The following is a 20,324-nucleotide window of genomic DNA, read 5'->3' as shown; positions in this document are numbered from 1 at the left end:
GGCGGGCCGCCGGCGACCCTCGGCTCACCAGCGCGGGCTGGTGTTCTCGAAGGTCGGATCGATGGACTGCATGTAGCCGGTGTCGTCGCGGTCGCGGATGCCGCAGTCGAGGTACTGCTGATTCAACCGCTCCAACTCCGCCTCGTCGATCTCGACGCCCAGGCCCGGGCCGGTGGGCACCGGGACGGCGCCGTCGACGAACCGCAGCGCACCCGGCTTCACCACATCCTCGGTCTTCCACGGCCAGTGGGTGTCGCAGGCGTAGGTGAGGTTGGGGGTCGCGGCGGCCAGGTGCACCATCGCGGCGAGGCTGATGCCGAGGTGGGAGTTGGAGTGCATCGACAACCCCATGCCGAAGGTGTCGCAGATGCCGCCGAGCAGCCGCGAGCGTTGCAGGCCGCCCCAATAGTGGTGGTCGGAGAGCACGACCGACACCGAGTTCTTCAGTACGGCGGGCTTGAGGTGGTCGAACGCCACGACGCACATGTTGGTCGCCAGCGGCATCTTCGCCTCGGCCGCGACCTCGGCCATGCCGTCCAGACCGGGCGTCGGGTCTTCCAGGTATTCCACGATGCCGTCGAGTTCGGCGGCCACCCGCACCGACGTGTCGACGGTCCACGCCGCATTCGGGTCGAGTCGCAGCGGTATGCCGGGGAACTCCGCGTGCAGCGCCTTGATGGCGGCGACCTCCTCGTCGGGGGCGAACACACCGCCCTTGAGTTTGATGGCCGTGAAGCCATAGTCGTCGATCATCCGGTGGGCCTGACGGATGAGGCCGGCGGGGTCGATCGCCTCACCCCAGTCGTCGTCTGCGGCGCCCGGGTGACCGGCCCACTTGTAGAACAGGTAGGCGCTGAACGGCACCCGATCGCGGACGGCGCCGCCGAGCAGGTCGGAGACCGGGCGGTCCAGCGCCTTGCCCTGGATGTCGAGGCAAGCCACCTCGAACGGGGAGAAGACGCGGTCAGTGGTGCTGGCGGTGGTGATCATGCCGGCGACGCCGTCGCCGCCGGTCACGGTCAGCTGCGCGATGCGGTTGTCGATGGTGTCACGAATCCGGTTGAGCGCGAACACGTCGAGGCCGATGATGGCCTCGGCCGCGGCCTCCATGCGGGTGATGTGCGCGGTGTCGGCGTAGGTCTCCCCGATGCCGCGCAGGCCGCCGTCGGTCTCGATCTGGATGATCGCACGCAACGCGTACGGCTGGTGAACGCCGACGGTGTTGAGCAGCGGCGGGTCGACGAACGCGACCGGGGTGACGGTGACCTTGGTGATGGTGGTGGGGATCATCAGACGCTCGCATTCGCGGCGAGCGAGCCGGCCAGTACGGAACGTCCGGCCGCGGTGATGCGTTCGAGTTCGGCCTGATGCTCGACGGTCGGTGGCACCAGCGGCGCGCGCACCGCACCGGCGTCGATGCCCTCCATGGTGACGCCGTGTTTGATCAGCGAGACCGCGTAGCCGGGCACCTTGTTGCGCAGGCGCACCAGCGGATGGAAGAAGTCGCGCAGCAGCGCCTCGGTGAGACCGTTGTCGCCGGTCTCCAGCGAGTTGTAGAACGCCAGTGCCAGTTCGGGGGCGAACGCGAAGGTCGCCGAGGAGTAGAGCGTGACGCCGATGGCGCGGTAGGCCTGCTGGGTGATCTCGGCGGTCGGGAGCCCGTTGAAGAAGAGGAACTCCTTGCCCGAGTTGGCCAGGGCGTCCTGCACGGCGATGACGATTCGTGCGACGTTGTCGAGATCGCCGGTGCCGTCCTTGAATCCGATGACGGTCGGCAGCTTGGCGACGGTCACCGCGGACGCCTCGTCGAAGACCGCGTTGCTGCGGTTGTAGACGATCACCGGCAGGTCGGTGGTCTCGGCGACCGCGCGGGTGTACTCGGCGAGACCTGCCGGCGGCATGGTCACCAGGTACGGCGGGAGCAGCAGGATACCGTCGGCGCCATGGGCTTTCGCGCTGAGGGCGAACTCCTTGGCCTGCACGAGCGACCCGCCGGCGCCGGCGAACACCGGGACCCGTCCGGCGACGGTGTCGACCGCAGTTGCCACGATCTTGCCGAACTCCTCGAGGCCGAGTGCGTGGAACTCGCCGGTGCCGCAGGCCACGAAGACGCCGCCCGGACCGGCCGCGACCCCGCGGGCGATGTGTTCGGCGAGACGGTCGTGGTCGACCTCGCCGTTGCTGTCGAAGGGGGTGACGGGAAAGAACAAGACGCCGTTGAGCATCGGAGGACTCCTTGGATGGGGGTTCGGGGGGTTCAGTCGCGGGTGAGTTCGCCGTCGACGCGGCGCCAGATCTGTTTGGGGTTGCCGTCGGCGAGCGCCGTCGGCAGCAGGTCGGCCGGCACGTTCTGGTAGGCGACGGGCCGGAGGAACCGCTCGATCGCGAGCGATCCGACCGAGGTGGTGCGGCTGTCCGAGGTGGACGGGTAGGGGCCGCCGTGCACCATCGCGTGGCAGACCTCGACCCCGGTGGGCCACCCGTTGAACAGGATGCGTCCGGCCTTCAGTTCGAGCAGCCCCACGAGGTCGGCGGCCGCGTCGTGGTCGGTGTCGTCGGCGTGGACGGTCGCGGTGAGCTGGCCCTCGAGCTTGGCGGTGACATCGCGGACCTGCTGGGCGTCACGGCATTTCACCACGAGGCTCGACGACCCGAAGATCTCCTGCTGCAGGGTCTCCGAGCCCAGGAAGGTGTCGGCGTCGGTGGTGAACAGCGCGGCACGGCACGCATTGGGGGCCGAGGTCTCGGCGGCACGGGCCACCACAGTCGCGGCGCCGTCGAACTCGTCGACCCCGCCCGCGAATGACTTCGCGATGTTCGGGGTGAGCATGGGGGTCGGAGTGGTCGCGCTGACCGCCTCGGCGGCGGCGTCGATGAAGGTGTCGAGGTCGGGGCCGTCGACGGCGATGACCAGACCGGGGTTGGTGCAGAACTGACCCGACCCGAGTGTCAGCGACCCGACGAAGGCGCGGCCGAGGTCGGCGGCCCTGGCCTTCAGCGCACCGGGCAGCGGGTAGATCGGGTTGATCGAGCTCATCTCGGCGTAGACTGGGATCGGTTCGGGTCGCGACGCCGCAGCCTGCACGAGGGCGGTACCGCCGGATCGTGATCCGGTGAAACCGACCGCCTTGATGCGCGGATCGGTGACCAGTGCGATGCCGAGTTCGCGGCCGCTGCCGTAGAGCAGCGAGAAGGTGCCGGCGGGCATTCCGGTCGACGCGATCGCGGCGGTGATGGCGCGGCCGACAAGCTCGGAGGTGCCGGGGTGGGCGTCGTGGGCCTTGACCACCACGGGGCAGCCGGCGGCGAGCGCCGACGCGGTGTCACCACCGGCGACGGAGAATGCGAGCGGGAAATTGCTGGCACCGAACACCGCGACCGGGCCGAGCGGGATCTTGCGCTGACGGATGTCGGGACGCGGCAGCGGGGTGCGGTCGGGCAGCGCGGTGTCGATGCGGGCGCCGTTCCAGCTGCCCTCGCGCAGGACCGCGGAGAACAGGCGCAGCTGCCCCGAGGTGCGCCCGACCTCGCCGGTGATACGGGCAACCGGCAACCCGGTCTCGGCGGTGGCGCGGGCGACCAGGTCGTCGACGGCGGCGTCGATGTTGTCGGCGATGGTGTCCAGGAAGGTGGCTCGTGCGGCCGACGAGGTGTTGCGGTAGATCGCGAACGCTTCGGCGGCGGCCGCGGCGGCGCGGGCGACGTCGGCGGCGGTGCCGTGCGCATAGGCCGGCTGCAGTCGTTCGTCGGTCGCCGGGTTGATGGCGTGCACCGCCGTGCCGGTGCCGGTGACGTGGTCACCGGCGATGATCATCTGGCCGGTCAGTGTCGGCGTCGTCAGCGATCCTGCCCGTTGCGCGGTGGTCATTGGAGTCCATCCTTGAATCGGCTACTGGTGGAACGGCTCCGATCACGTGGGGATCACCCCACGCGACCCGAGCCATGTTCTGACCGTAGAACCGCCGATCCATTCATGTCCAAGTCAATTCTTCACGCCATCGATGCGGATCAGGCATCGTTCCTGCATGAGCGAGTACTGGCGGTCGCCGTCGAACTCCAACCCAACGACGACGACGAACCGCGCGGCGATCGACGGGTCGCCGGAGGGCTGACTCACCCCGCGATTCGCGCGGTCAATCACCCTCGTCCTGTCGGAGCACATCGAGCATTTCACGGTTGATGAACAGCCGGTCTCGGCCGATCTTCACATCCTCGAGCAGCCCCGCCTCCGCCAATGCGGTGAGCCAATTCGTCGCTGTTGGCCGTGATACCGCGCATCGCTCGCGCACCGTGGAGATCCGACAGTAAGGCTGCTCGAACAGGACGGCCAGCAACTCGATGTCAGATCCATCTCGTGTCGCAGCTCGAGCCCGCACGGCGAACCGATCCTGTAGGTCACGGATGGCGTCGATCGGGTGGATGGCCTCGAACTGGTAGTGCGCTACCGCCATCCGGATCAACGGATCGAGCCCGTCGTCGGCGTGAACGAATTCCTCCCACTGGCGCAGCTTTTCGATGATGACATCGCGACCCTCCGGCGGGCTGTAGGTAACGGCACCGGTGACCGGGTGCGCCAGACGCGTGCCCGGTAGATCGCGGACACGCATCTCGCGTCCCTTGATCGTGCTCACACCTTCAGTGCCGTCGACGCCGTCAGGGTGCGAGACATCGTCTCCTCGAAACCCACCCGCAGGGCGGTCCGATAGCGGAGCGCCTCCCGCGTCGCGGGATCCGCGGCATCGTCGTCGTCCAGTTATGTAAAAATTCTCGCCATAACTTTACACGTTTCGGAGACGTGTCAAGATCTTTGACACGTTCGCCAGCGCCGGACGATGACGTTCGACCCTCCCGATTACCTGTGATTGGTGTCACACTTGATGGATATGACCACCATTTCGCAACCTGTGGAACATGCGGAGCTCGACCGGATGATCGGCGAGCTCGGGGTGGGGGCCCGCGCGTGGGCGATAACCAGTCTCTATGACCGCGAAGCACTACTGCTGCACGTCCACGAGTCGGTGCGCCGGCACGCAGCGGAGTGGGCCGAGACCGCGATCCGGATCAAGGGCACGCCGCCGTCGGTGGCCGGGGAGGAATGGCTCGCCGGTCCCTACGTCACGATGACGGCTTTGACGGAGATGGCCAGGACGCTGGCCGCACTCGCCTCCGGCGGTAACCCGCTCGACGGGATTCCGGTGACCCAGGCCCCCGGCGGACGGATCGCGTTACAGGTGGTGCCCCACGGGAGGCAGCAGAAGGTGCTGCTGAACGGATACACCGGTGAGATCTGGATGCCGCCCGGTGTCGGGATCGACGCGGCACGTGCGACCGCAGGCCTCGGTGCGCGGCATCTCGACGAGAACGGCGGGGTCGGACTGGTGCTGGGCGCGGGAAACGCGACGCTGATCGGCCCGCTCGACGCCCTCTACGAACTCGTCGCGTTCAACCGGGCGAGTGTGCTGAAACTCAATCCGACATTCACGGAACTGCTGCCGGTCTACCAGAAGGCGTTCGCACCCCTCATCAGCCGCGACCTGCTGCGAATTATCAACGGGGACATCGAGACCGGCACCTACGTAACACACCATCCCGACATCTCGCATGTGCACATCACCGGCAGCGAGGCCACGCACGACGCGATCGTGTGGGGTACCGGACCCGAGGCGCAGCATCGCCGCGCGAACCGGGATCCGCTACTGACCACCCCGATCACCAGTGAGCTCGGCGGCGTCTCCCCGATCATCGTGGTTCCGGGAAAGTGGTCCAAGGCCGACATCGCGTATCAGGCACGGCAGGTCGCCACCCAGAAACTGCACAACAGCGGCCACAACTGCATTGCGTCGCAGACGTTGATCCTGAGTTCCTCGTGGCCGCAGCGCGAGCAGTTCCTCGACGCGATCCGTGCCGTGTTCGACACCCTGCCGCCCCGCGACACGTGGTATCCGGGCAGCGAGCGCAAGATGGCGCACGCCGAACACGCCTACCCGGCGGCGGAACGGCACAGCGGGCGGCTCCTGATCAAGGTCGACGACGCGGCGTCCGACGATCTGTTCCGGACCGAGTACTTCTCACCTGTCCTGGGATACACCATGATTCCGGGTACCGGGGCGAGTTATCTACGCGCTGCGGTCCGGTTCGCCAACGAGCGTCTGGTCGGCACCCTGGGCGCCGGTGTCATCGTCGCACCGCGTGATCGGAAGAAGATGGGGGCCGCGTTCGATGCCGCGATCGCCGACCTGCGCTACGGCGCCATCGGCATCAACTGCTGGTCGGCGACCGCCTACCTGTCCCCGGTGATGACGTGGGGCGCCTATCCTGGCAACACGATCGACCACGTCGGCAGCGGTATCGGGGTCGTACACAACACCCGGCTCCTGGCGAACACCGAACGCTCGGTGATCCGCGGGCCGTTCCGGCCGTTCCCACGGTCGTGGTTCGGTGGCGAGGCGTCGATGTCACCCGAGCCGCCCTACCTGGTGACGGCGAAGGCAAACACATCGGCGGCGAAAGCGCTCACCGACTACGCCGCCCGTCCCGGCTGGGGTTCCTTACCCGCGGTGTTCAAGGCGATGCTGTTTCCGTAACCGGTCCGCACAACCCGTGACCGGATTGATCATGATCGATTCGGTTACGATCGAAGCCGTGTCCGCCGATGTCTCCGATCCGGAACCGCCCGACATTCCGGCCTACGCACCGGAGCTGTGGCGCCGACCGCTGAACCTGCCTGGAACGGTGTCGGTGGGTCTGTCGCGCGCCGAGCAGGCCGCCGATCAGATCGCGCGACTCTCGTCCGGCATCCCCTCCGGCGAGCGGATCGGTAGCAAGGACGAGATCCGACAGATCTGTGGGGTGTCGGTCGGTACGGTCAACGAGGCGATCAAGCTTGCCCAGGAACGCGGCGTGATCACCTCGCGCCCCGGCCCGGGCGGTGGCATCTTCGCCTCGGACCCGTCACCCGCATCAAAGATGAACGGATGGTTCCGGTCCGCGGCCGCCGACAGCGCGGCGCTGCGTCAGTCCATTCAGATCCGCGACGCCCTCGCCCCGCTGCTGGTGTCCGAGGTGCTGGCCGGACTGACCGACGACGACCTGAGCGAGTTCGACACCCTGCTCCTCGAGCTGCGACGCACCCGCGCAGGCCGTGATGTCGGTGCCTTCATCTGGGCCACCTGGAATGTCCACGAGTACTTCGCCGGCATCGGCAACAGCCAACTGCTCAACAGCCTCTACCTCAGCATCATGGACGTCGGTACCTCGCATCTGCGAGCTCGGCTCGAGGCGAGCGACGAACGGATCCCGCTCTACTTCGACGGCCTCGCTCAGGTGGTCGAGGACCTCGTCGCCGCCCTGAAGGATCGGGACGCCGACGCCGCGGTCGACGCGCTCCGCAACACGGATCCGACGATGATCCTCCGGCCCGAACCGGCCTCCGACTAGACACCGCCCGCCGCGCAGTGCCATTGGCCGGCTTGCGCGGTCGTTCCATCTCGCCTCTGACCTGCATCTTTCCGCGGCATGCGCGGCGTTCCAGAAATAAACATGATCAATATGGTGATTTCCCTTGACAGGTGCACCACATCTCGCGCACTCTGTGATCTACGTAATTAATCATGTTTTATTCGGAGGTGTCCGGTGATGCTCGACCAACAGTTCCGTGACCTCATGGCTGGTGTGTGCGCACCGGTCAGTGTGGTCACCACGGCCGACGACGACGGGCCGCACGGCGCGACCGTCAGCTCGCTGGCGTCGCTCTCCCTGCGGCCGGCGCTGCTGTCGATCGCGCTCGACCGGCGCTCGAGCCTGCTGTCCCGGATTCTCGCCACCGGACGCTTCGGCGTGAACGTGCTGAGCTCTGCGCAGGACGACGTCGCCCTGACCTTCGCCTCCCGCGGCACCGACCGCTTCGCCACAACGGCGTGGCGGATGACCGGCGGTCTCCCCCGTCTCGACGAGGTCGCCGGCTGGGCTGCGTGCGAACTCTCACAGACCGTCGAAGGCGGCGATCACCTGCTGCTGATCGGGTCGGTGACCAACGCAGCGTCCACCCATCGTCCGCCACTCATCTACGGCCACCGCACCTTTGGCACCCACTCCAACTTCGCCGTCCGCAGGCGTCCACCCATCATCGATCAGATCACCGCCTGCGCAAGCTGATCCCCAACCGACCCAGATCCCACCCCCCATCCGAGGAGAACAACAATGACGATCACCACGCCGACGCCCACCGCCGTCGTCCCCACCGACGCCGAGCTTGTCGCGCGCGCCCGCGAACTCAAGCCGCTGCTCGCCCGCAACGCGGCACAGGGTGAGAAGGACCGCCGGGTCGTCGAGGAGAGCATCCAGGCACTCACCGACGCCGGACTGTTCAAGATCTCCGTGCCCAAGCGGTACGGCGGCTACGAGACGTCGATGCGCACCATGTTGGACGTCTCCGCGGCGGTGGCCGAGGCCGACGGCGGCACGTCCTGGGTGGTGACGCTGACCAATGTCTGTAACTGGCTGGTCGGCCTCATGCCGGAGAGGGCCCAGGACGAGGTGTTCGGTGCGGACCCGGACGCGAAGGTGTCCGGCGTGCTGGCGCCGACCGCACAGACCCGTAAGGTCGACGGCGGCTATCGCGTCACCGGCAAGTGGTACTACAACTCCGGCTCCCACCACTGCACCTGGGCGGTCATGGGCATCCCGATCACAGACGCCGATGGCAACGTGGTCGACCAGGGCTGCGCGTTGATCCCTCGCTCCGACATGGAGTTCGAGGACACCTGGTTCGTCGCCGGTATGCGCTCCTCGGGCAGCAACTGCCTCATTGCCGACGACGTCTTCGTACCCGATCACCGTGTCCTCAGTGTTCCGCCCGCGATCGGCGGCGACTATCCCACCGAACACACCGACGAAGTCCTCTACCGGTCCGCGCTCATCCCGGTGCTTGCGTTGGTCCTGATCGGTCCGCAGCTCGGCATGGGCCGTGCCGCACTCGACTTCGTCATCGAGAAGGCCGCGAAGAAGCCGATCTCGTACACCTTCTTCACCGCGCAGAAGGAGTCGACGGCGTTCCAGCTGCAGATCGCCGAGGCGGCCCGGCTGATCGATACCGCACATCTGCATGCCTACCGGGCCGCCGCCGACATCGATGAGGCCGCCCTGCGCAACGACTACCCCGACCATCTGGCCCGCGCCCGCGTGAAGTCCGACACCGGGTACGTCGCCGACTGCATCACCCGCGCCATCGACATTCTGTTGTCCGCACACGGTGCCGGATCGTTCGCCGAAGTCAGCCCACTGCAGCGGATCTGGCGCGACTCCGCCACCGCGGCACGCCACGCCATCGTCGCCCCGGCGGTGAGTTACGAGATCTACGGCAAGGCGCTGCTCGGCGTCGACGAGCCGATCACCCCGATGGTGTGAGCACACCCCACCACGAAAGGAAGAATCTCACATGCGTATTGCCAACCATGCCGGCCGCGCAACCCTGGTGATCGGGGACGCGGGCGTAGAGCGGGGTATCGACCTCGCCACGGCCTCCGATGGCCGGTTCGGCCCCGACCCGGCCCCCTTGTACGACCTCTGGCCCGACCTGTGCCGGTGGGCAGCAACTTTCGACACCGACAGCGCGGAGACCATCGGCATCGATCGCGCCGAACTGGGCGCGCCATCGCCATCGCCGCGCCAGGTCTTCGCGATCGGGCTCAACTATCACGAGCATGCCGCGGAGTCCGGATTCGAGTCACCGGCGAACCTCCCGCCGGTGTTCACCAAGTACGTGTCGAGCTTCTCCGGTCCCGACACGACCGTCGTGATCCCCGACGGCGGTGCCGTCGACTGGGAGGTCGAACTCGTCGCCGTCATCGGTCGCCGGGCCACAAACATCGGCGAGGACCAGGCATGGGGTCACATCGCCGGCCTCACCGTCGGACAGGACATCTCCGAACGGATCACCCAGACCCGCGGTCCCGCTCCGCAATTCGGCCTCGGCAAGTCCTATCCGGGATTCTCCCCGCAGGGTCCGTGGCTGGTCACCCCCGACGAGGTGCCCGATCGGGACGACCTCGAACTCGGCTGCACCATCGACGGCGAACAGATGCAGAAAGGCCGCACCCGCGATCTGATCTTCCCCGTCGCACGGCTCGTCGCGGAATTGTCACGCAACGTCACGCTCTACCCCGGCGACGTGATCTTCACCGGCACCCCGTCCGGCGTCGGCGCGGGACGCGACCCGAAGCGTTTCCTCGCGCCGGGCGAACACCTCGACAGCTGGATCACCGGGATCGGTGAACTGCATCAGACCTTCGTATCCGACTCTGAGTAAGGAACTTCGATCATGACACTGCATCGTCTGGCGTCGGTCACCATCGGTGTACCGAACGTCGCCGACACCTCCGCCTACTACACCGAATTCGGTCTGACTCCCGGGGCCGACGGCTGGTTGTCCACCACCGACGGTGGGCGCCAACTCCGTATCGTCGACGCGCCGTCGCGGCGACTCGTCGCGCTGACCGTCGGCGCCGACGACCCCGACGACATCGACCGGATCGCCCACAATCTCGACGGTCTGGGAATCCCGTTCCAGCGCAACGCAACCACCATCGCGGCGTTCGAGGCCGCCACCGGCATCGAAGCGACCGTCGAAGTGCAGCCACGGATCACCCAGCCCCGGGTCGAGGCGACACCGTACAACGGGCCGGGCCGGCTCGAGCGACAGACGCGCCGGGCACCGGCCGTGCTGCGCGAGACCCCCGTGACGCCCCGCAAGCTGGGCCACGCCGTCATCGGCAGCACCGATCACGCTGTCACCCAGCGCTTCTTCACCCACGGACTCGGCTTCAAGATCAGTGACGAGGTACCCGGTCTCGCGGCCTTCCTGCGTTGCTCGACCGATCATCACAACATCCTCGTGCAGCAGGCCCCGGTGACCTTCCTGCATCACACGTCGTGGCAGGTCGACGACGTCGACGAGGTCGGGCGCGGTGCCATGCGGATGCTGGAGGCCGATCCCGACCGGCACGTGTGGGGGCTGGGCCGTCACTACGCCGGCTCGAACTTCTTCTGGTATCTCAAGGATCCGGCCGGCAATTTCAGCGAGTACTACTCCGATATGGATTCCATCGTCGACGACCAGCTGTGGACACCCGAGGTGGTCGAGGGAGCCAAGGGTCTGTTCAGCTGGGGCCCGCCGCCACCCCCGTCGTTCCTCGCGCCCGAGGATCTCGCCGCTCTGATGACCGGCGCACACAGCGCGGCCTGAACCGATCACCGCACCACAGAGGAGCATTCATGACCGTCCACCAGGAGTCGGTGTCGGAGATCTGCGCGCCGATCTGGGCACCCGACCCGGCCGCCACGGCCACCACCCAGATCACCGAGTTCACCGCGCTCATCTCCGCGAGGACCGGCGAGACATATCCCGGGTATCGGGATCTGTGGAGGTACTCGGTCGGCCGCCCAGCCGATTTCTGGTCGGCGGTGGTCGACTACTTCGACGTCATGGTCGACGATGTGCCCGTCGATGTCCTGCCGAGCACCGCCATGCCGGGAGCTCGTTGGTTCCCCGATGCACGGATCAACTACGCCGAACACGCCCTACGTCACAGCGGTCCGGATGCGGCGATCATCGGCATCGACGAGCACAGATCGATGACGGAGGTCTCGTGGGATACGTTGCGCGGGCATGTCGGCGCCCTGCAGCGGTGGTTGCGAGCGCGGGGTGTGGGTCGCGGTGACCGCGTCGTAGGGTATCTGCCCAACACCGTGCACGCCGTCGTCGGGCTGCTCGCGACGACCGGCATCGGTGCGGTGTGGGCGGTCTGCGGCCAGGACTACGGTGCCGCGGGTGCGCAAGCACGGCTGGGGCAGCTCGAGCCGACCGTCCTCCTCGCCGCGGACGGCTACCGCTGGAACGGCACGGAGCACGATCGGCGCGACGAGGTGTCACGACTCCGAGATGCGATGCCGACGGTGCGGGCGGTGCTGCGGGTGCCGGTGCTGGACCGATGGGCCGACGCCGATGCTCCGGCGGGCGAGGCCGAGTGGGCCGAAGTCGTCGCCGAATCAGTGGAACCGGAGTTCGTGCGGGTGGAGTTCAACGACCCGCTGTGGGTACTGTTCTCGTCCGGCACCACTGGGGTCCCGAAAGGGATCGTGCACTCGCACGGCGGCGTGGTGATCGACCATTTCAAGGTCATGGGCCTGCACAACGACCTCCGCCGCGGTGACCGGTTCTTCTGGTACACCACGACGAACTGGATGATGTGGAACATGGTGGCCTCCGGGCTGCTGGTGGGCGCAACGGTCGTGCTGTACGACGGCAGTCCCGGCTATCCGGGGCCGCAACGGCTCTGGGAGATCGCCGCGGACCATCGCGTGTCGGTGCTCGGCGTGAGTCCCGGATATCTGGCCGCCGGGGCCGCGGCCGGACTGCACCCCGCCACGCAGTTCGACCTGTCTGCGCTGCGCGCCATCGCTTGTACCGGCGCCCCGCTTCCCGCCCAGAGCTATCACTGGATACACGACGAGGTCGGCGCACACATCCAGGTCGCGTCGACCAGCGGTGGCACGGATGTGGTCAGTGGATTCGCCGGCTGCGCACCGACGACGCCGGTGTGGCCCGGGGAGATCTCCGCGCCGCTGCTCGGGGTCGACCTGCAGGCATGGGGAGCCGATGGACGGGCCGTCGTCGACGAGGTCGGCGAGCTGGTGATAGCCACACCGATGCCGTCGATGCCGATCGGCTTTTGGCACGACCCCGATGGAACCCGCTATCGGGAAGCCTATTTCGACACGTTCCCGGGCGTGTGGCGCCACGGAGACTGGATCACCGTCACCGAGCGGGGCTCGGTGATCATCTCCGGCCGTTCCGACGCGACCCTGAACCGTCAGGGCGTTCGGCTCGGTAGCGCCGACATCTACGACGCCGTGGAGACGCTCCCGGAGATCCGCGAAGCGCTCGTCATCGGCGCCGAGCTCGGTGAGTCCCGCTATTGGATGCCGCTGTTCGTGGTTCTCGTCGACGGAAGTGTGCTGGACGATGCGCTGCGAGCCCGTATCGTCGCCGCCATTCGGTCGGAAGCGTCGCCGCGGCATGTACCCGACGACATCATCACGGTGCCCGCCATCCCGCACACGCGGACCGGCAAGAAGTTGGAGGTGCCGGTCAAGCGACTCATCCAGGGTAGGCCGCTCGGTCAGGTGACCGGGGTCGACACCGTCGACGACCCGGATGCGCTGCAGTACTTCGCCCGGTTCGCCAAGGGATTCGGAGGCTCCGATGCCTGAGGGTCTGGTCGACGTCCACGCACATGTCGTGCCGGACTGGTATGTCGAGGCGGCCAAGGCCGCGGGACACACGACGCCGGATGCCATGCCGGCATGGCCCGACTGGTCGGCCGATGCACACCTGGAGATGATGGATCAGATCGGTATCGATCGGTCGATCCTGTCGATCTCCTCTCCGGGAGTTCATTTCGGCGACGACGCAGTGGCTGCTGAACTCGCCGGCGAGGTGAACGGCTTCCTGGCGCATCTGGCCGGCGTACATGCCGCCCGGTTCGGGTTCTTCGCGGCGCTCCCACTACCCGACGTCGGGGCCGCGATCGCCGAGGCGCGGCGCACGGCCACGGTCGCCGGGCGCTGCGGTGTCGGCATCGAATCCAACGCGCACGGGCTGTATCTCGGCGATCCCACCCTCGAGCCGCTGTGGGAGGAACTCTCCGCGCAACGCGCGGTCGTGTTCGTTCACCCCACTGCGCCACCCTCTTTCGATCCAGCGCTGACCGGCTTTCCCGCGCCGTTGCTCGAGTACCTGTTCGACACCACCCGCACGATCGTGCATCTGGCGATGGCGGGCGTGATCGTCCGTCATCCGGAGATCCGATTCGTGGTTCCGCATTGCGGATCGGTCCTCCCCGCGATCCTCAGTCGTACCGATCTGTTCCGGCTTGCCGGTCTGGTGCACTCCGTCGAGGGCGATCTGGGTTGGGATCGACTGTGGTTCGACCTCGCCGGCGCCCCGATCCCCGATCAACTCGGCGCGTTCACCCGGCGTTTCGGCACGGATCACCTGCTCTACGGCAGCGACTTCTGCTTCACCCCGGCGTTCGCGGTGGATCTGCTCGCGAAGCAGTTGGATGCAGAATGGCCCGATGCGGGTCAATCCTGGCGGGAGGTTGTCGCCGAAAACGCGGCGGCCTTGTTGAGCGAGAACGGGTGACAACGCGCTGCTCGCCGGTCGACCGCGCGGTTCCGGGCACGATCGACCGCGTGGTGCGCATCCTGGTCGACGACGCCGATCAGTGCCCGGCGAACGCCTCCGCCAGCCACCACGAGCCGCCGTCGCTGGTGATCTTGGCGTCGACGACGAGCGGACGCATCGTCTCCCCAGCCGCATACCGATCAACCCACGCGCGCACCGAGTCGAGATCGCCGACGGTGCGCACCGTGACTCCGGTCGCGCCGAATCCCTCGGCGATGGCGGCGATGTCGGTGTCCGGGAAGGTCACCGTGGCCATGTCGGCGCCGACGAAATGATGGACCTCCGCACCGTAGGCGGCGTCGTTGTAGACGATGACGACCAGCGGCAGACCGATGCGCACCGCGGTCTCCAATTCGCTGATCGCCATGAGGAACCCGCCGTCGCCGGTCCCGAGCACCGGCAGCCGGTCGGGTTGGGCTATCGCGGCGCCGATCGCGGTGTGCAAGCCGAGGCCGATGGACTGGAAGGCCTGGGTGAAGCAGAAGCCGTTCTCGTCGGGCACCGACAGGTGTGTGGACGGATAGCCCATGAAGTTGCCGGAGTCGATCGACAGTATCCGATCGGCGGGCAGGATCTCGTCGAGCGCGATGGACAGTGCCCGCGGATCGATGTGATCGGCCGTCGACGAATCGGCGACCGGAACATCCTGCCAGCGTGATGATTCCGCGATCCGCGACTTCACCTCCGCCGTGCGGTACCCGATGAGCCGCTCTCGGCCCGACAGTTCCGCCAGCACATCGGCTGCCGTCAGCCCACAGTCACCGATCACCCCCAGATCGACGGGACGATGGGCACCGATCGCGTCCACGTCGTCGTCGACCTGGACGACCACCGCGTCGGGGTTGATGAGCTTGCCGTGCCGCATCGTCCACATGTTGAGCGCACATCCCCAGCCGACGATGAGATCGGCAGACGCGATCAGCTCCGCTGTCGTCGGCGACGAGAACCCGCCGGAGATGCCGAGGGAGAACTCGTCGTCGGCGAACAGTCCGTTCGCGACCGCCGACGTGGCCAGCAAAGCGCCACTGGCCGAGGCGAGTTCGGCGATCTGCGGCCCGGCACCGCGTGCCCCGCGGCCGGCCACGAACACCGGCCGGCGCGCCGCCCCGATCATCTCGACGAGCCGGGTCACCGATTCCACCGTCGGGCGGACCCGCGGCACCTCGAAGAAGTCACCCGCAACCGGCCCCTCGACGGTCGCCGGGGCGGCCGCCACGTCCAGCGCCACATTGAGCACCACGGTGCGTCGCCGGGTGACTGCGGTGCCGTAGGCGCGCTGAACGTCGGCGACAACGCTTGCCGCCGAATAGACCCGCTCGCTGACCGCGCCCACGCTGGAGACGAGGGCGTCCTGTTCGATGCGAAAGTTGTTGCGCAGGGCCCCAGCCGGGCTGTCGGCGGTGAGCACGATCATCGGTGTGCGGCTCTTGGCAGCCTCGGTGATCCCGGTCATCGCGTTGGTCAGGCCGCACCCCTGATGCAACGACACGACCCCCACCCGCGACGACATCCGCGAATACGCGTCGGCCATCGTCGCGGCACCGCATTCGTGGCGGGCGGCGGTGTACGGGACACCACCGTCGCGCAGCGCGTTGGTCATCACGAAGTTGCCGCTGCCGACGACCCCGAAGACGTGCCCGACGCCGATGTCGGCGAGCACGCGCCCGACGACATCGGCGACGGTGGGACCGTAGGTCGTCACGCCCCCGCCCCGTCGACCACCGCGAGCACCCGCGACGGGCTGCCGGTGCCGCCGACGATGGGCAGCGGACACACGACCAGCATCGCGCCGGTGGCGGGGAGGCGTCCGAGGTTACGAAGCGACGTCAGGCCGTACTTGTCGTTGCCCAGGAAGTGGTAGTGCACCGGGAACGGCGGCTCGAACCCGCCGGCCATGCCCGCGTCGACTCCGACGGTTTCCACACCCAGACCGGCGATCTCCCGCTCGGTGGCCAGCCACTCGGCGCAGCCGACCTCGACACCGGGGGTGTGCGAGCCGGTCTCGTCGGCGTTGAGGAACTCCGCCTCCGATCCGCCGCGCGTCTCCCATCCGGTGCGCAGCAGCAGCCACGCGCCTGCGGCGAGACGACCGTTCGTCGCTTCCCACTCCTCGACGTCGGCCACCGTCAGCAGGTAGTCGGGGTTGTCGGCGACCTTGGCGGTGAGGTCGAGGACGGCGGCGGGCCCGATGAGGCGCTTGACCGGGATCTGCGAGACATCGTCGCCGTCGCGGCCGCTGATCCAGTGGGCGGGCGCGTCGACGTGGGTGCCGATGTGTTCGCCGGTGTGGATGTTGTTGTGCCGCCAGAACGGTCCCGGCTCGTTGAAGGCACTGACCTCCTCGAGGCTGAAGTCGATGAGGTTCGCGAACGGCGCCGGCAGCCGCAGCGCGGGCGTGGAACTGCTCAGCGGAGTGGTCAGGTCGACGACCTCCAGACGGCCGCCGGCGATGGCGTCGAGGAAGGTGGGCACAAGGGCCGTGTCGGGGGTGGTCATGTCGCTACCTCTCGTCGATGTCGGGTCGTGCGCTGTTCTATCAGGTCAGTTGATCTGCTGGTGCGTCACCAGGACCGTGCCGTCTTTGAACACCACGGCGGTGCAGTCGAATCGGTTGAAGGGGCCCAGCCGGGCGGCGCTCGGCAGATCGCCCGGGATCTCCACCTCGCCGTCGACCGCCCAGTCCCGGGACACGTCGTCGCGGGTACGCCCGGAATCGCGCAACAGCGTCAGGTCGTCGTCGCTGAGGCTCGTGGCGTGGGCGTCGACCTTGGCGAACTCGGCATGCTCGGCCTGCTTCGCGGCCTCGGAGGCCGACGTCCCGGCGCCTTCGAGGCGCTCGCGAATGTCCGCGTGGATCGCGTCGAGACACTGCTCGATCGCCTCGGATTTCTTGTGCTCACGGTCCTGGACCGCGACGTAACCCCGCCAACCGGCGAAGGCCAGGATCACCGCGACGACGACACCACCCGCCACCCGCAGGAGCATGCGGCGTTGCCGGGGTCCGGATGACTCACGCGCAGTCGGGTCCGGCGCAGTCATCTGGCCCCCTTCGTCACGAAACCTGGTCCGGGTTGCAGACTACGCGCCGTCTCCGAGCAGATTCTCGATGATGGACCGTGCGGTGGGTAACGCGGACTCGTCGCCCATCCGCGCGCCGGTGTTGGCCGCCCCGACAATGGCGTCGAGGGCGAAGGCCACGGCATGCGGTTCCCGCCCGGTCAGGTGGCCCTGGGTCTGCGCGGCTCGAATCTCTTTCTCCAGGAACGCCTGCCAATCCTTGCGATCGGCGTCGATCGCGTCGTGCACCGGGCCGGTGCGGCTGTCGAACTCGACGGTGGTGGCGACGCGGAAGCACCCTCCCGGCATGACGGGATCGCTGACGTAGGCCAGCCAGTTGTCGACGAGCGCGCGCAGCCGCGGCATACCCGTCGGCTCGGGCAGCGCGGGGACGATGACGTGGTCGACGAACACCTCGCGAGCCGCCTCGATCGCGGCCAGCTGCAGGTTCTCCTTGCTGCCGAACAGGGTGGACACGCCGCTCTTGCTGAGCCCGAGGTCGGCGGCCAGCTTGCCGAGGCTCAGACCGGTGAGACCGTCGACCGAGGCGACGTCGGCGGCATGGCGCGCGATGGTCGCGCGGGCCTTTGCACCCTTCAGCAGGCGCTTGTCCGAGATCTCCGTCGGTCCGGTCATGAGTCCATCGTGGCACCGCCCTCTTGAAAAGTCGAACGATCGGTCGTACGGTCATCTCACAACTAAACGCACGACCGTCCGTTCACTTTGTAGTCCATGCCCCGCCTCGACTCCAGGAGGAGTCCCATGACCAAGGCACTCGAGTCGGACACCCTGCCGACTCACCCACCCACCGTCGACCCCCGATCGGCACGGCTCGCACTGCTCGTCGCCTGCGGTGCCGCGTTCGTCGCGTTCCTCGACCTGTCCGTCGTCAACATCGCCTTCCCATCCATCGCCGACGACTTCACCTCCGTGCCGACGACGACCCTCACCTGGGTGGTCAGCGGCTACGCGGTGGCGTTCGCGGCCTTTCTCACCCCGGCCGGCCGATTCGCCGACACCATCGGCCGCAAACGCGTATTCCTGGGTGCACTAATCGGTTTCGCACTCACCTCCCTGCTGTGCGCGCTGGCCCCCGACGTCAGCTGGCTCATCGCCGGCCGCATCCTGCAGGGCGCATCGGCATCGTTGATGATCCCCGCCGGCCTGGGCCTGGTGCTCGGTGTCACCGCCCCGGAACGGATCGGGACCGCGATCGCGGCATGGACCGCGGCCGGCGGATTCGCGGCGACGGTCGGCCCCGGCATCGGCGGTGCGCTGGTCGATTGGTTCGGCTGGCGGTCGGTGTTCATGATCAACGTCCCGGTGGTCGCTGCCCTCGTCACGGTCGGCGTGTTGATCGCCGCCGACGTGCCACGCGGCGGTCGCGGACTGCCCGATCTCGTCGGCACGGTCGCCACAGCACTGGGTATCGGCGCCGTGGTCGCGGCCGTCACCGAAGGGCAGCAATGGGATTGGGACTGGCGGACGTGGCTGTGCGTCGGCGCCGGCGCGGTGCTGTTGGCGGTGGCGCTGGTGCGCTCGCGCCGTCATCCGCGTCCGGCCATCCCGGTGGGCCTGTGGCGTAACCGCGAGTATGCGTTGACCAACGCCGCGTCGTTCGTCTTCGGGGTCACCATGTTCGCCTGGCTGCTCGCCGGACCACTGTGGCTCGATGCCATCTGGGGATTCACGGTCCTCGAATCAGCCGCGGCGATGAGCGTCGGCGCAATCGCCGCCATGGTCGGTGCGGTCGTCGCGGGCCGCGCATCCGCGGACACCCAACGCAGCCTCGGCGTCATCGGCGCTCTGCTGTTCGCCGCGTCGACGCTGTACATGAGCACCGGCGTGTGGGGCGCCGACCCCGCGCTCTGGTCGGCGTGGGTGCCGGCCGGCGTGCTCGGCGGCACCGGTATCGGCATGGCGATCACGGTGCTGGGCACCTCGGCCGCGAGTTCGTCACCGCCGCAACAGTTCGCCGCGGGAATCGGGATGAACCTGACGTCACAGCAGGCCGGTGGCGCGCTGGGTGTCGCCATCCTCGCCGCGATACTCGCCGCCGATCCCGGCCGACCGCTGACCGCCTTCCACACCCTGTTCGCCGTGTGCGCCGCCGTCGCTCTGGCCGCGGCCGCCTGCATCGCCATCCCGACCCGACCCAACTCCACCGCAATCATCAACACCCCCGCCGAGGAGACGAACCGATGACCATCAACGACATCGCACCCATTTACTCCGAGTCCGACGACCCGCTGGTCCTGTCCCCGGCCACCGCCCGGCAGTTGCTGGCCGACACCGGGTGGCGGCGCTACGCGGTCATCGGCGACTCCATCGCCGCCGGTGTCGGCGACCCGTGGCCGGGGTACGCCGACATCTCGTGGGCCGATCGGGTGGCCGATGCCCTCGGGTCGCGCCCGGACTTCGCCTACCTCAATACCGGCCGGATCGGCGCCACGATCCTCGACGTCGAAACCGAGCAGCTCGGCAGCGTCCTCGATTTCCGGCCGGATCTGGTGCACATCTCGTGCGGCGGCAACGACCTGTTTCTGCACGGTGCCGACCCACGCGACGTGGAGGACGACCTCGACACCTTGTGCTCGATGGTGGCCACGACCGGGGCCACGCTGTCGATGTTCACCCTCGCCGACGTCTTCGTCGACGAGTTTCGCTCGCTGCGCCCCCAGTTCGTCGAGTTCGCCGACATCGTCCGCCGGGTCGCCGCCCGCTACGACGCGGTGCTGACCGAGTTCTGGGATCATCCCGCCCGGCTGCGGGGGAACTGGCTCAGCAGCGACCACATCCACCTGACCATGGCCGGGCAGGCGGTGGTCGCCTCGGAGGTGACGAGGTCGCTCGCGGGGTATGGCGCGGTCGCTGACGCCGGAATTGTCGGTACCGCCTGAGACGATGTGGGCATGGTCGGTTGACCGACCAAACGCCGCCAACCGACTATGCGAGATTACGCGCAAAGAGGTAATCTCGGAAACACGTAAAGTCTCCTCGGTGCGACGCCGGGGCACGAGAA

Annotated in this window: 19 protein-coding genes; 10 read left to right on the top strand and 9 right to left on the bottom strand. The window is 67.9% G+C overall.

The features are described 5' to 3' along the window. Nucleotides 1–24 precede the first annotated feature (24 nt). The 5 genes from GORHZ_RS28315 to GORHZ_RS28300 all read right to left on the bottom strand — a co-directional run bounded on the left by GORHZ_RS28315 (nt 25) and on the right by GORHZ_RS28300 (nt 4,631). Nucleotides 25–1,290, bottom strand: coding sequence for a glucarate dehydratase family protein (locus GORHZ_RS28315; protein WP_006339363.1), 1,266 nt, complete (start codon nt 1,288–1,290; stop codon nt 25–27). Then, nucleotides 1,290–2,225 carry a 5-dehydro-4-deoxyglucarate dehydratase gene (locus GORHZ_RS28310; protein WP_006339362.1) on the bottom strand — a complete coding sequence of 312 codons (936 nt, stop codon included), beginning with the start codon at nt 2,223–2,225 and terminating at the stop codon, nt 1,290–1,292. Before GORHZ_RS28310 ends, GORHZ_RS28315 begins: the two co-directional genes overlap by 1 nt. Nucleotides 2,226–2,257: 32 nt before the next feature. Beyond that, nucleotides 2,258–3,868, bottom strand: a complete 1,611-nt coding sequence (locus GORHZ_RS28305; protein ID WP_006339361.1) for an aldehyde dehydrogenase (NADP(+)) — start codon at nt 3,866–3,868, stop codon at nt 2,258–2,260. A gap of 114 nt (nt 3,869–3,982) precedes the next feature. Continuing rightward, nucleotides 3,983–4,117: a hypothetical protein gene (locus GORHZ_RS32050; protein ID WP_280986666.1), complete on the bottom strand. Its 135-nt coding sequence runs from the start codon at nt 4,115–4,117 to the stop codon at nt 3,983–3,985. 16 nt (nt 4,118–4,133) lie between these two features. Then, a complete protein-coding gene (locus GORHZ_RS28300) occupies nt 4,134–4,631 on the bottom strand; it encodes a Fic family protein (protein WP_051999120.1) in 498 nt (165 codons plus the stop codon). A gap of 252 nt (nt 4,632–4,883) precedes the next feature. Between GORHZ_RS28300 and GORHZ_RS28295 the strand changes: the two genes are divergently transcribed. From GORHZ_RS28295 to GORHZ_RS28260, 8 genes are all read left to right on the top strand, one after another. Continuing rightward, nucleotides 4,884–6,584 (top strand): aldehyde dehydrogenase family protein, encoded by a 1,701-nt coding sequence (locus tag GORHZ_RS28295; RefSeq protein ID WP_040533952.1) that lies wholly within the window; start codon nt 4,884–4,886, stop codon nt 6,582–6,584. Nucleotides 6,585–6,615: 31 nt separating this feature from the next. Then, a complete protein-coding gene (locus tag GORHZ_RS28290; RefSeq protein WP_006339357.1) occupies nt 6,616–7,437 on the top strand; it encodes a FadR/GntR family transcriptional regulator in 822 nt (273 codons plus the stop codon). Nucleotides 7,438–7,635: 198 nt separating this feature from the next. Beyond that, nucleotides 7,636–8,154 (top strand): flavin reductase family protein, encoded by a 519-nt coding sequence (locus GORHZ_RS28285; RefSeq protein ID WP_040533937.1) that lies wholly within the window; start codon nt 7,636–7,638, stop codon nt 8,152–8,154. A 45-nt stretch (nt 8,155–8,199) separates the two neighbouring features. Next, a complete protein-coding gene (locus GORHZ_RS28280; protein WP_006339355.1) occupies nt 8,200–9,405 on the top strand; it encodes an acyl-CoA dehydrogenase family protein in 1,206 nt (401 codons plus the stop codon). A gap of 31 nt (nt 9,406–9,436) precedes the next feature. After that, complete coding sequence (locus GORHZ_RS28275; RefSeq protein ID WP_006339354.1) at nt 9,437–10,306, top strand: fumarylacetoacetate hydrolase family protein; 870 nt, start codon at nt 9,437–9,439, stop codon at nt 10,304–10,306. 12 nt (nt 10,307–10,318) lie between these two features. Then, on the top strand, nt 10,319–11,242 hold the full coding sequence (locus GORHZ_RS28270; RefSeq protein ID WP_006339353.1) for a VOC family protein: 924 nt from the start codon (nt 10,319–10,321) through the stop codon (nt 11,240–11,242). 29 nt (nt 11,243–11,271) lie between these two features. Then, a complete protein-coding gene (locus tag GORHZ_RS28265) occupies nt 11,272–13,269 on the top strand; it encodes an acetoacetate--CoA ligase (protein ID WP_006339352.1) in 1,998 nt (665 codons plus the stop codon). Then, entirely contained in the window at nt 13,262–14,203 is a 942-nt protein-coding gene (locus GORHZ_RS28260; RefSeq protein WP_006339351.1) for an amidohydrolase family protein, read from the top strand. The genes GORHZ_RS28265 and GORHZ_RS28260 overlap by 8 nt, the downstream gene beginning before the upstream one ends. 79 nt (nt 14,204–14,282) lie before the next feature. On the opposite strand, the gene GORHZ_RS28255 is transcribed toward GORHZ_RS28260, so the two are convergent. From GORHZ_RS28255 to GORHZ_RS28240, 4 genes are read right to left on the bottom strand one after another with little or no spacing between them, the layout of a single operon-like run. Continuing rightward, complete coding sequence (locus GORHZ_RS28255) at nt 14,283–15,947, bottom strand: thiamine pyrophosphate-binding protein (protein ID WP_006339350.1); 1,665 nt, start codon at nt 15,945–15,947, stop codon at nt 14,283–14,285. Then, nucleotides 15,944–16,741, bottom strand: coding sequence for a cyclase family protein (locus GORHZ_RS28250; RefSeq protein ID WP_006339349.1), 798 nt, complete (start codon nt 16,739–16,741; stop codon nt 15,944–15,946). Before GORHZ_RS28250 ends, GORHZ_RS28255 begins: the two co-directional genes overlap by 4 nt. 45 nt (nt 16,742–16,786) lie before the next feature. Next, complete coding sequence (locus tag GORHZ_RS28245; RefSeq protein WP_006339348.1) at nt 16,787–17,284, bottom strand: hypothetical protein; 498 nt, start codon at nt 17,282–17,284, stop codon at nt 16,787–16,789. 39 nt (nt 17,285–17,323) lie between these two features. Next, nucleotides 17,324–17,938, bottom strand: coding sequence for a TetR/AcrR family transcriptional regulator (locus GORHZ_RS28240; protein WP_006339347.1), 615 nt, complete (start codon nt 17,936–17,938; stop codon nt 17,324–17,326). Between the two features lie 126 nt (nt 17,939–18,064). On the opposite strand from GORHZ_RS28240, the gene GORHZ_RS28235 reads away from it, so the two are divergent. After that, nucleotides 18,065–19,507 carry an MFS transporter gene (locus GORHZ_RS28235; RefSeq protein WP_006339346.1) on the top strand — a complete coding sequence of 481 codons (1,443 nt, stop codon included), beginning with the start codon at nt 18,065–18,067 and terminating at the stop codon, nt 19,505–19,507. After that, nucleotides 19,504–20,202, top strand: a complete 699-nt coding sequence (locus tag GORHZ_RS28230; RefSeq protein WP_006339345.1) for an SGNH/GDSL hydrolase family protein — start codon at nt 19,504–19,506, stop codon at nt 20,200–20,202. Before GORHZ_RS28235 ends, GORHZ_RS28230 begins: the two co-directional genes overlap by 4 nt. Nucleotides 20,203–20,324 lie beyond the last annotated feature (122 nt).

It is taken from the genome of Gordonia rhizosphera NBRC 16068 (genome assembly GCF_000298195.1).
Classification (GTDB): domain Bacteria; phylum Actinomycetota; class Actinomycetes; order Mycobacteriales; family Mycobacteriaceae; genus Gordonia; species Gordonia rhizosphera.
This window is presented reverse-complemented; position numbering and strand designations above follow the sequence as displayed.

Excerpts from the sequence above, each read along its gene's own strand:
- GORHZ_RS28295 (WP_040533952.1), top strand. The coding sequence starts at position 4,884 with ATGACCACCATTTCGCAACCTGTGGAACATGCGGAGCTCGACCGGATG.
- GORHZ_RS28280 (WP_006339355.1), top strand. The coding sequence starts at position 8,200 with ATGACGATCACCACGCCGACGCCCACCGCCGTCGTCCCCACCGACGCC.
- GORHZ_RS28245 (WP_006339348.1), bottom strand. The coding sequence starts at position 17,284 with ATGACTGCGCCGGACCCGACTGCGCGTGAGTCATCCGGACCCCGGCAA.
- GORHZ_RS28285 (WP_040533937.1), top strand. The coding sequence starts at position 7,636 with ATGCTCGACCAACAGTTCCGTGACCTCATGGCTGGTGTGTGCGCACCG.
- GORHZ_RS28310 (WP_006339362.1), bottom strand. The coding sequence starts at position 2,225 with ATGCTCAACGGCGTCTTGTTCTTTCCCGTCACCCCCTTCGACAGCAAC.
- GORHZ_RS28270 (WP_006339353.1), top strand. The coding sequence starts at position 10,319 with ATGACACTGCATCGTCTGGCGTCGGTCACCATCGGTGTACCGAACGTC.
- GORHZ_RS28305 (WP_006339361.1), bottom strand. The coding sequence starts at position 3,868 with ATGACCACCGCGCAACGGGCAGGATCGCTGACGACGCCGACACTGACC.
- GORHZ_RS28275 (WP_006339354.1), top strand. The coding sequence starts at position 9,437 with ATGCGTATTGCCAACCATGCCGGCCGCGCAACCCTGGTGATCGGGGAC.
- GORHZ_RS28265 (WP_006339352.1), top strand. The coding sequence starts at position 11,272 with ATGACCGTCCACCAGGAGTCGGTGTCGGAGATCTGCGCGCCGATCTGG.
- GORHZ_RS28235 (WP_006339346.1), top strand. The coding sequence starts at position 18,065 with ATGACCAAGGCACTCGAGTCGGACACCCTGCCGACTCACCCACCCACC.
- GORHZ_RS28315 (WP_006339363.1), bottom strand. The coding sequence starts at position 1,290 with ATGATCCCCACCACCATCACCAAGGTCACCGTCACCCCGGTCGCGTTC.
- GORHZ_RS28290 (WP_006339357.1), top strand. The coding sequence starts at position 6,616 with ATGATCGATTCGGTTACGATCGAAGCCGTGTCCGCCGATGTCTCCGAT.
- GORHZ_RS28260 (WP_006339351.1), top strand. The coding sequence starts at position 13,262 with ATGCCTGAGGGTCTGGTCGACGTCCACGCACATGTCGTGCCGGACTGG.
- GORHZ_RS28240 (WP_006339347.1), bottom strand. The coding sequence starts at position 17,938 with ATGACCGGACCGACGGAGATCTCGGACAAGCGCCTGCTGAAGGGTGCA.
- GORHZ_RS28230 (WP_006339345.1), top strand. The coding sequence starts at position 19,504 with ATGACCATCAACGACATCGCACCCATTTACTCCGAGTCCGACGACCCG.
- GORHZ_RS28250 (WP_006339349.1), bottom strand. The coding sequence starts at position 16,741 with ATGACCACCCCCGACACGGCCCTTGTGCCCACCTTCCTCGACGCCATC.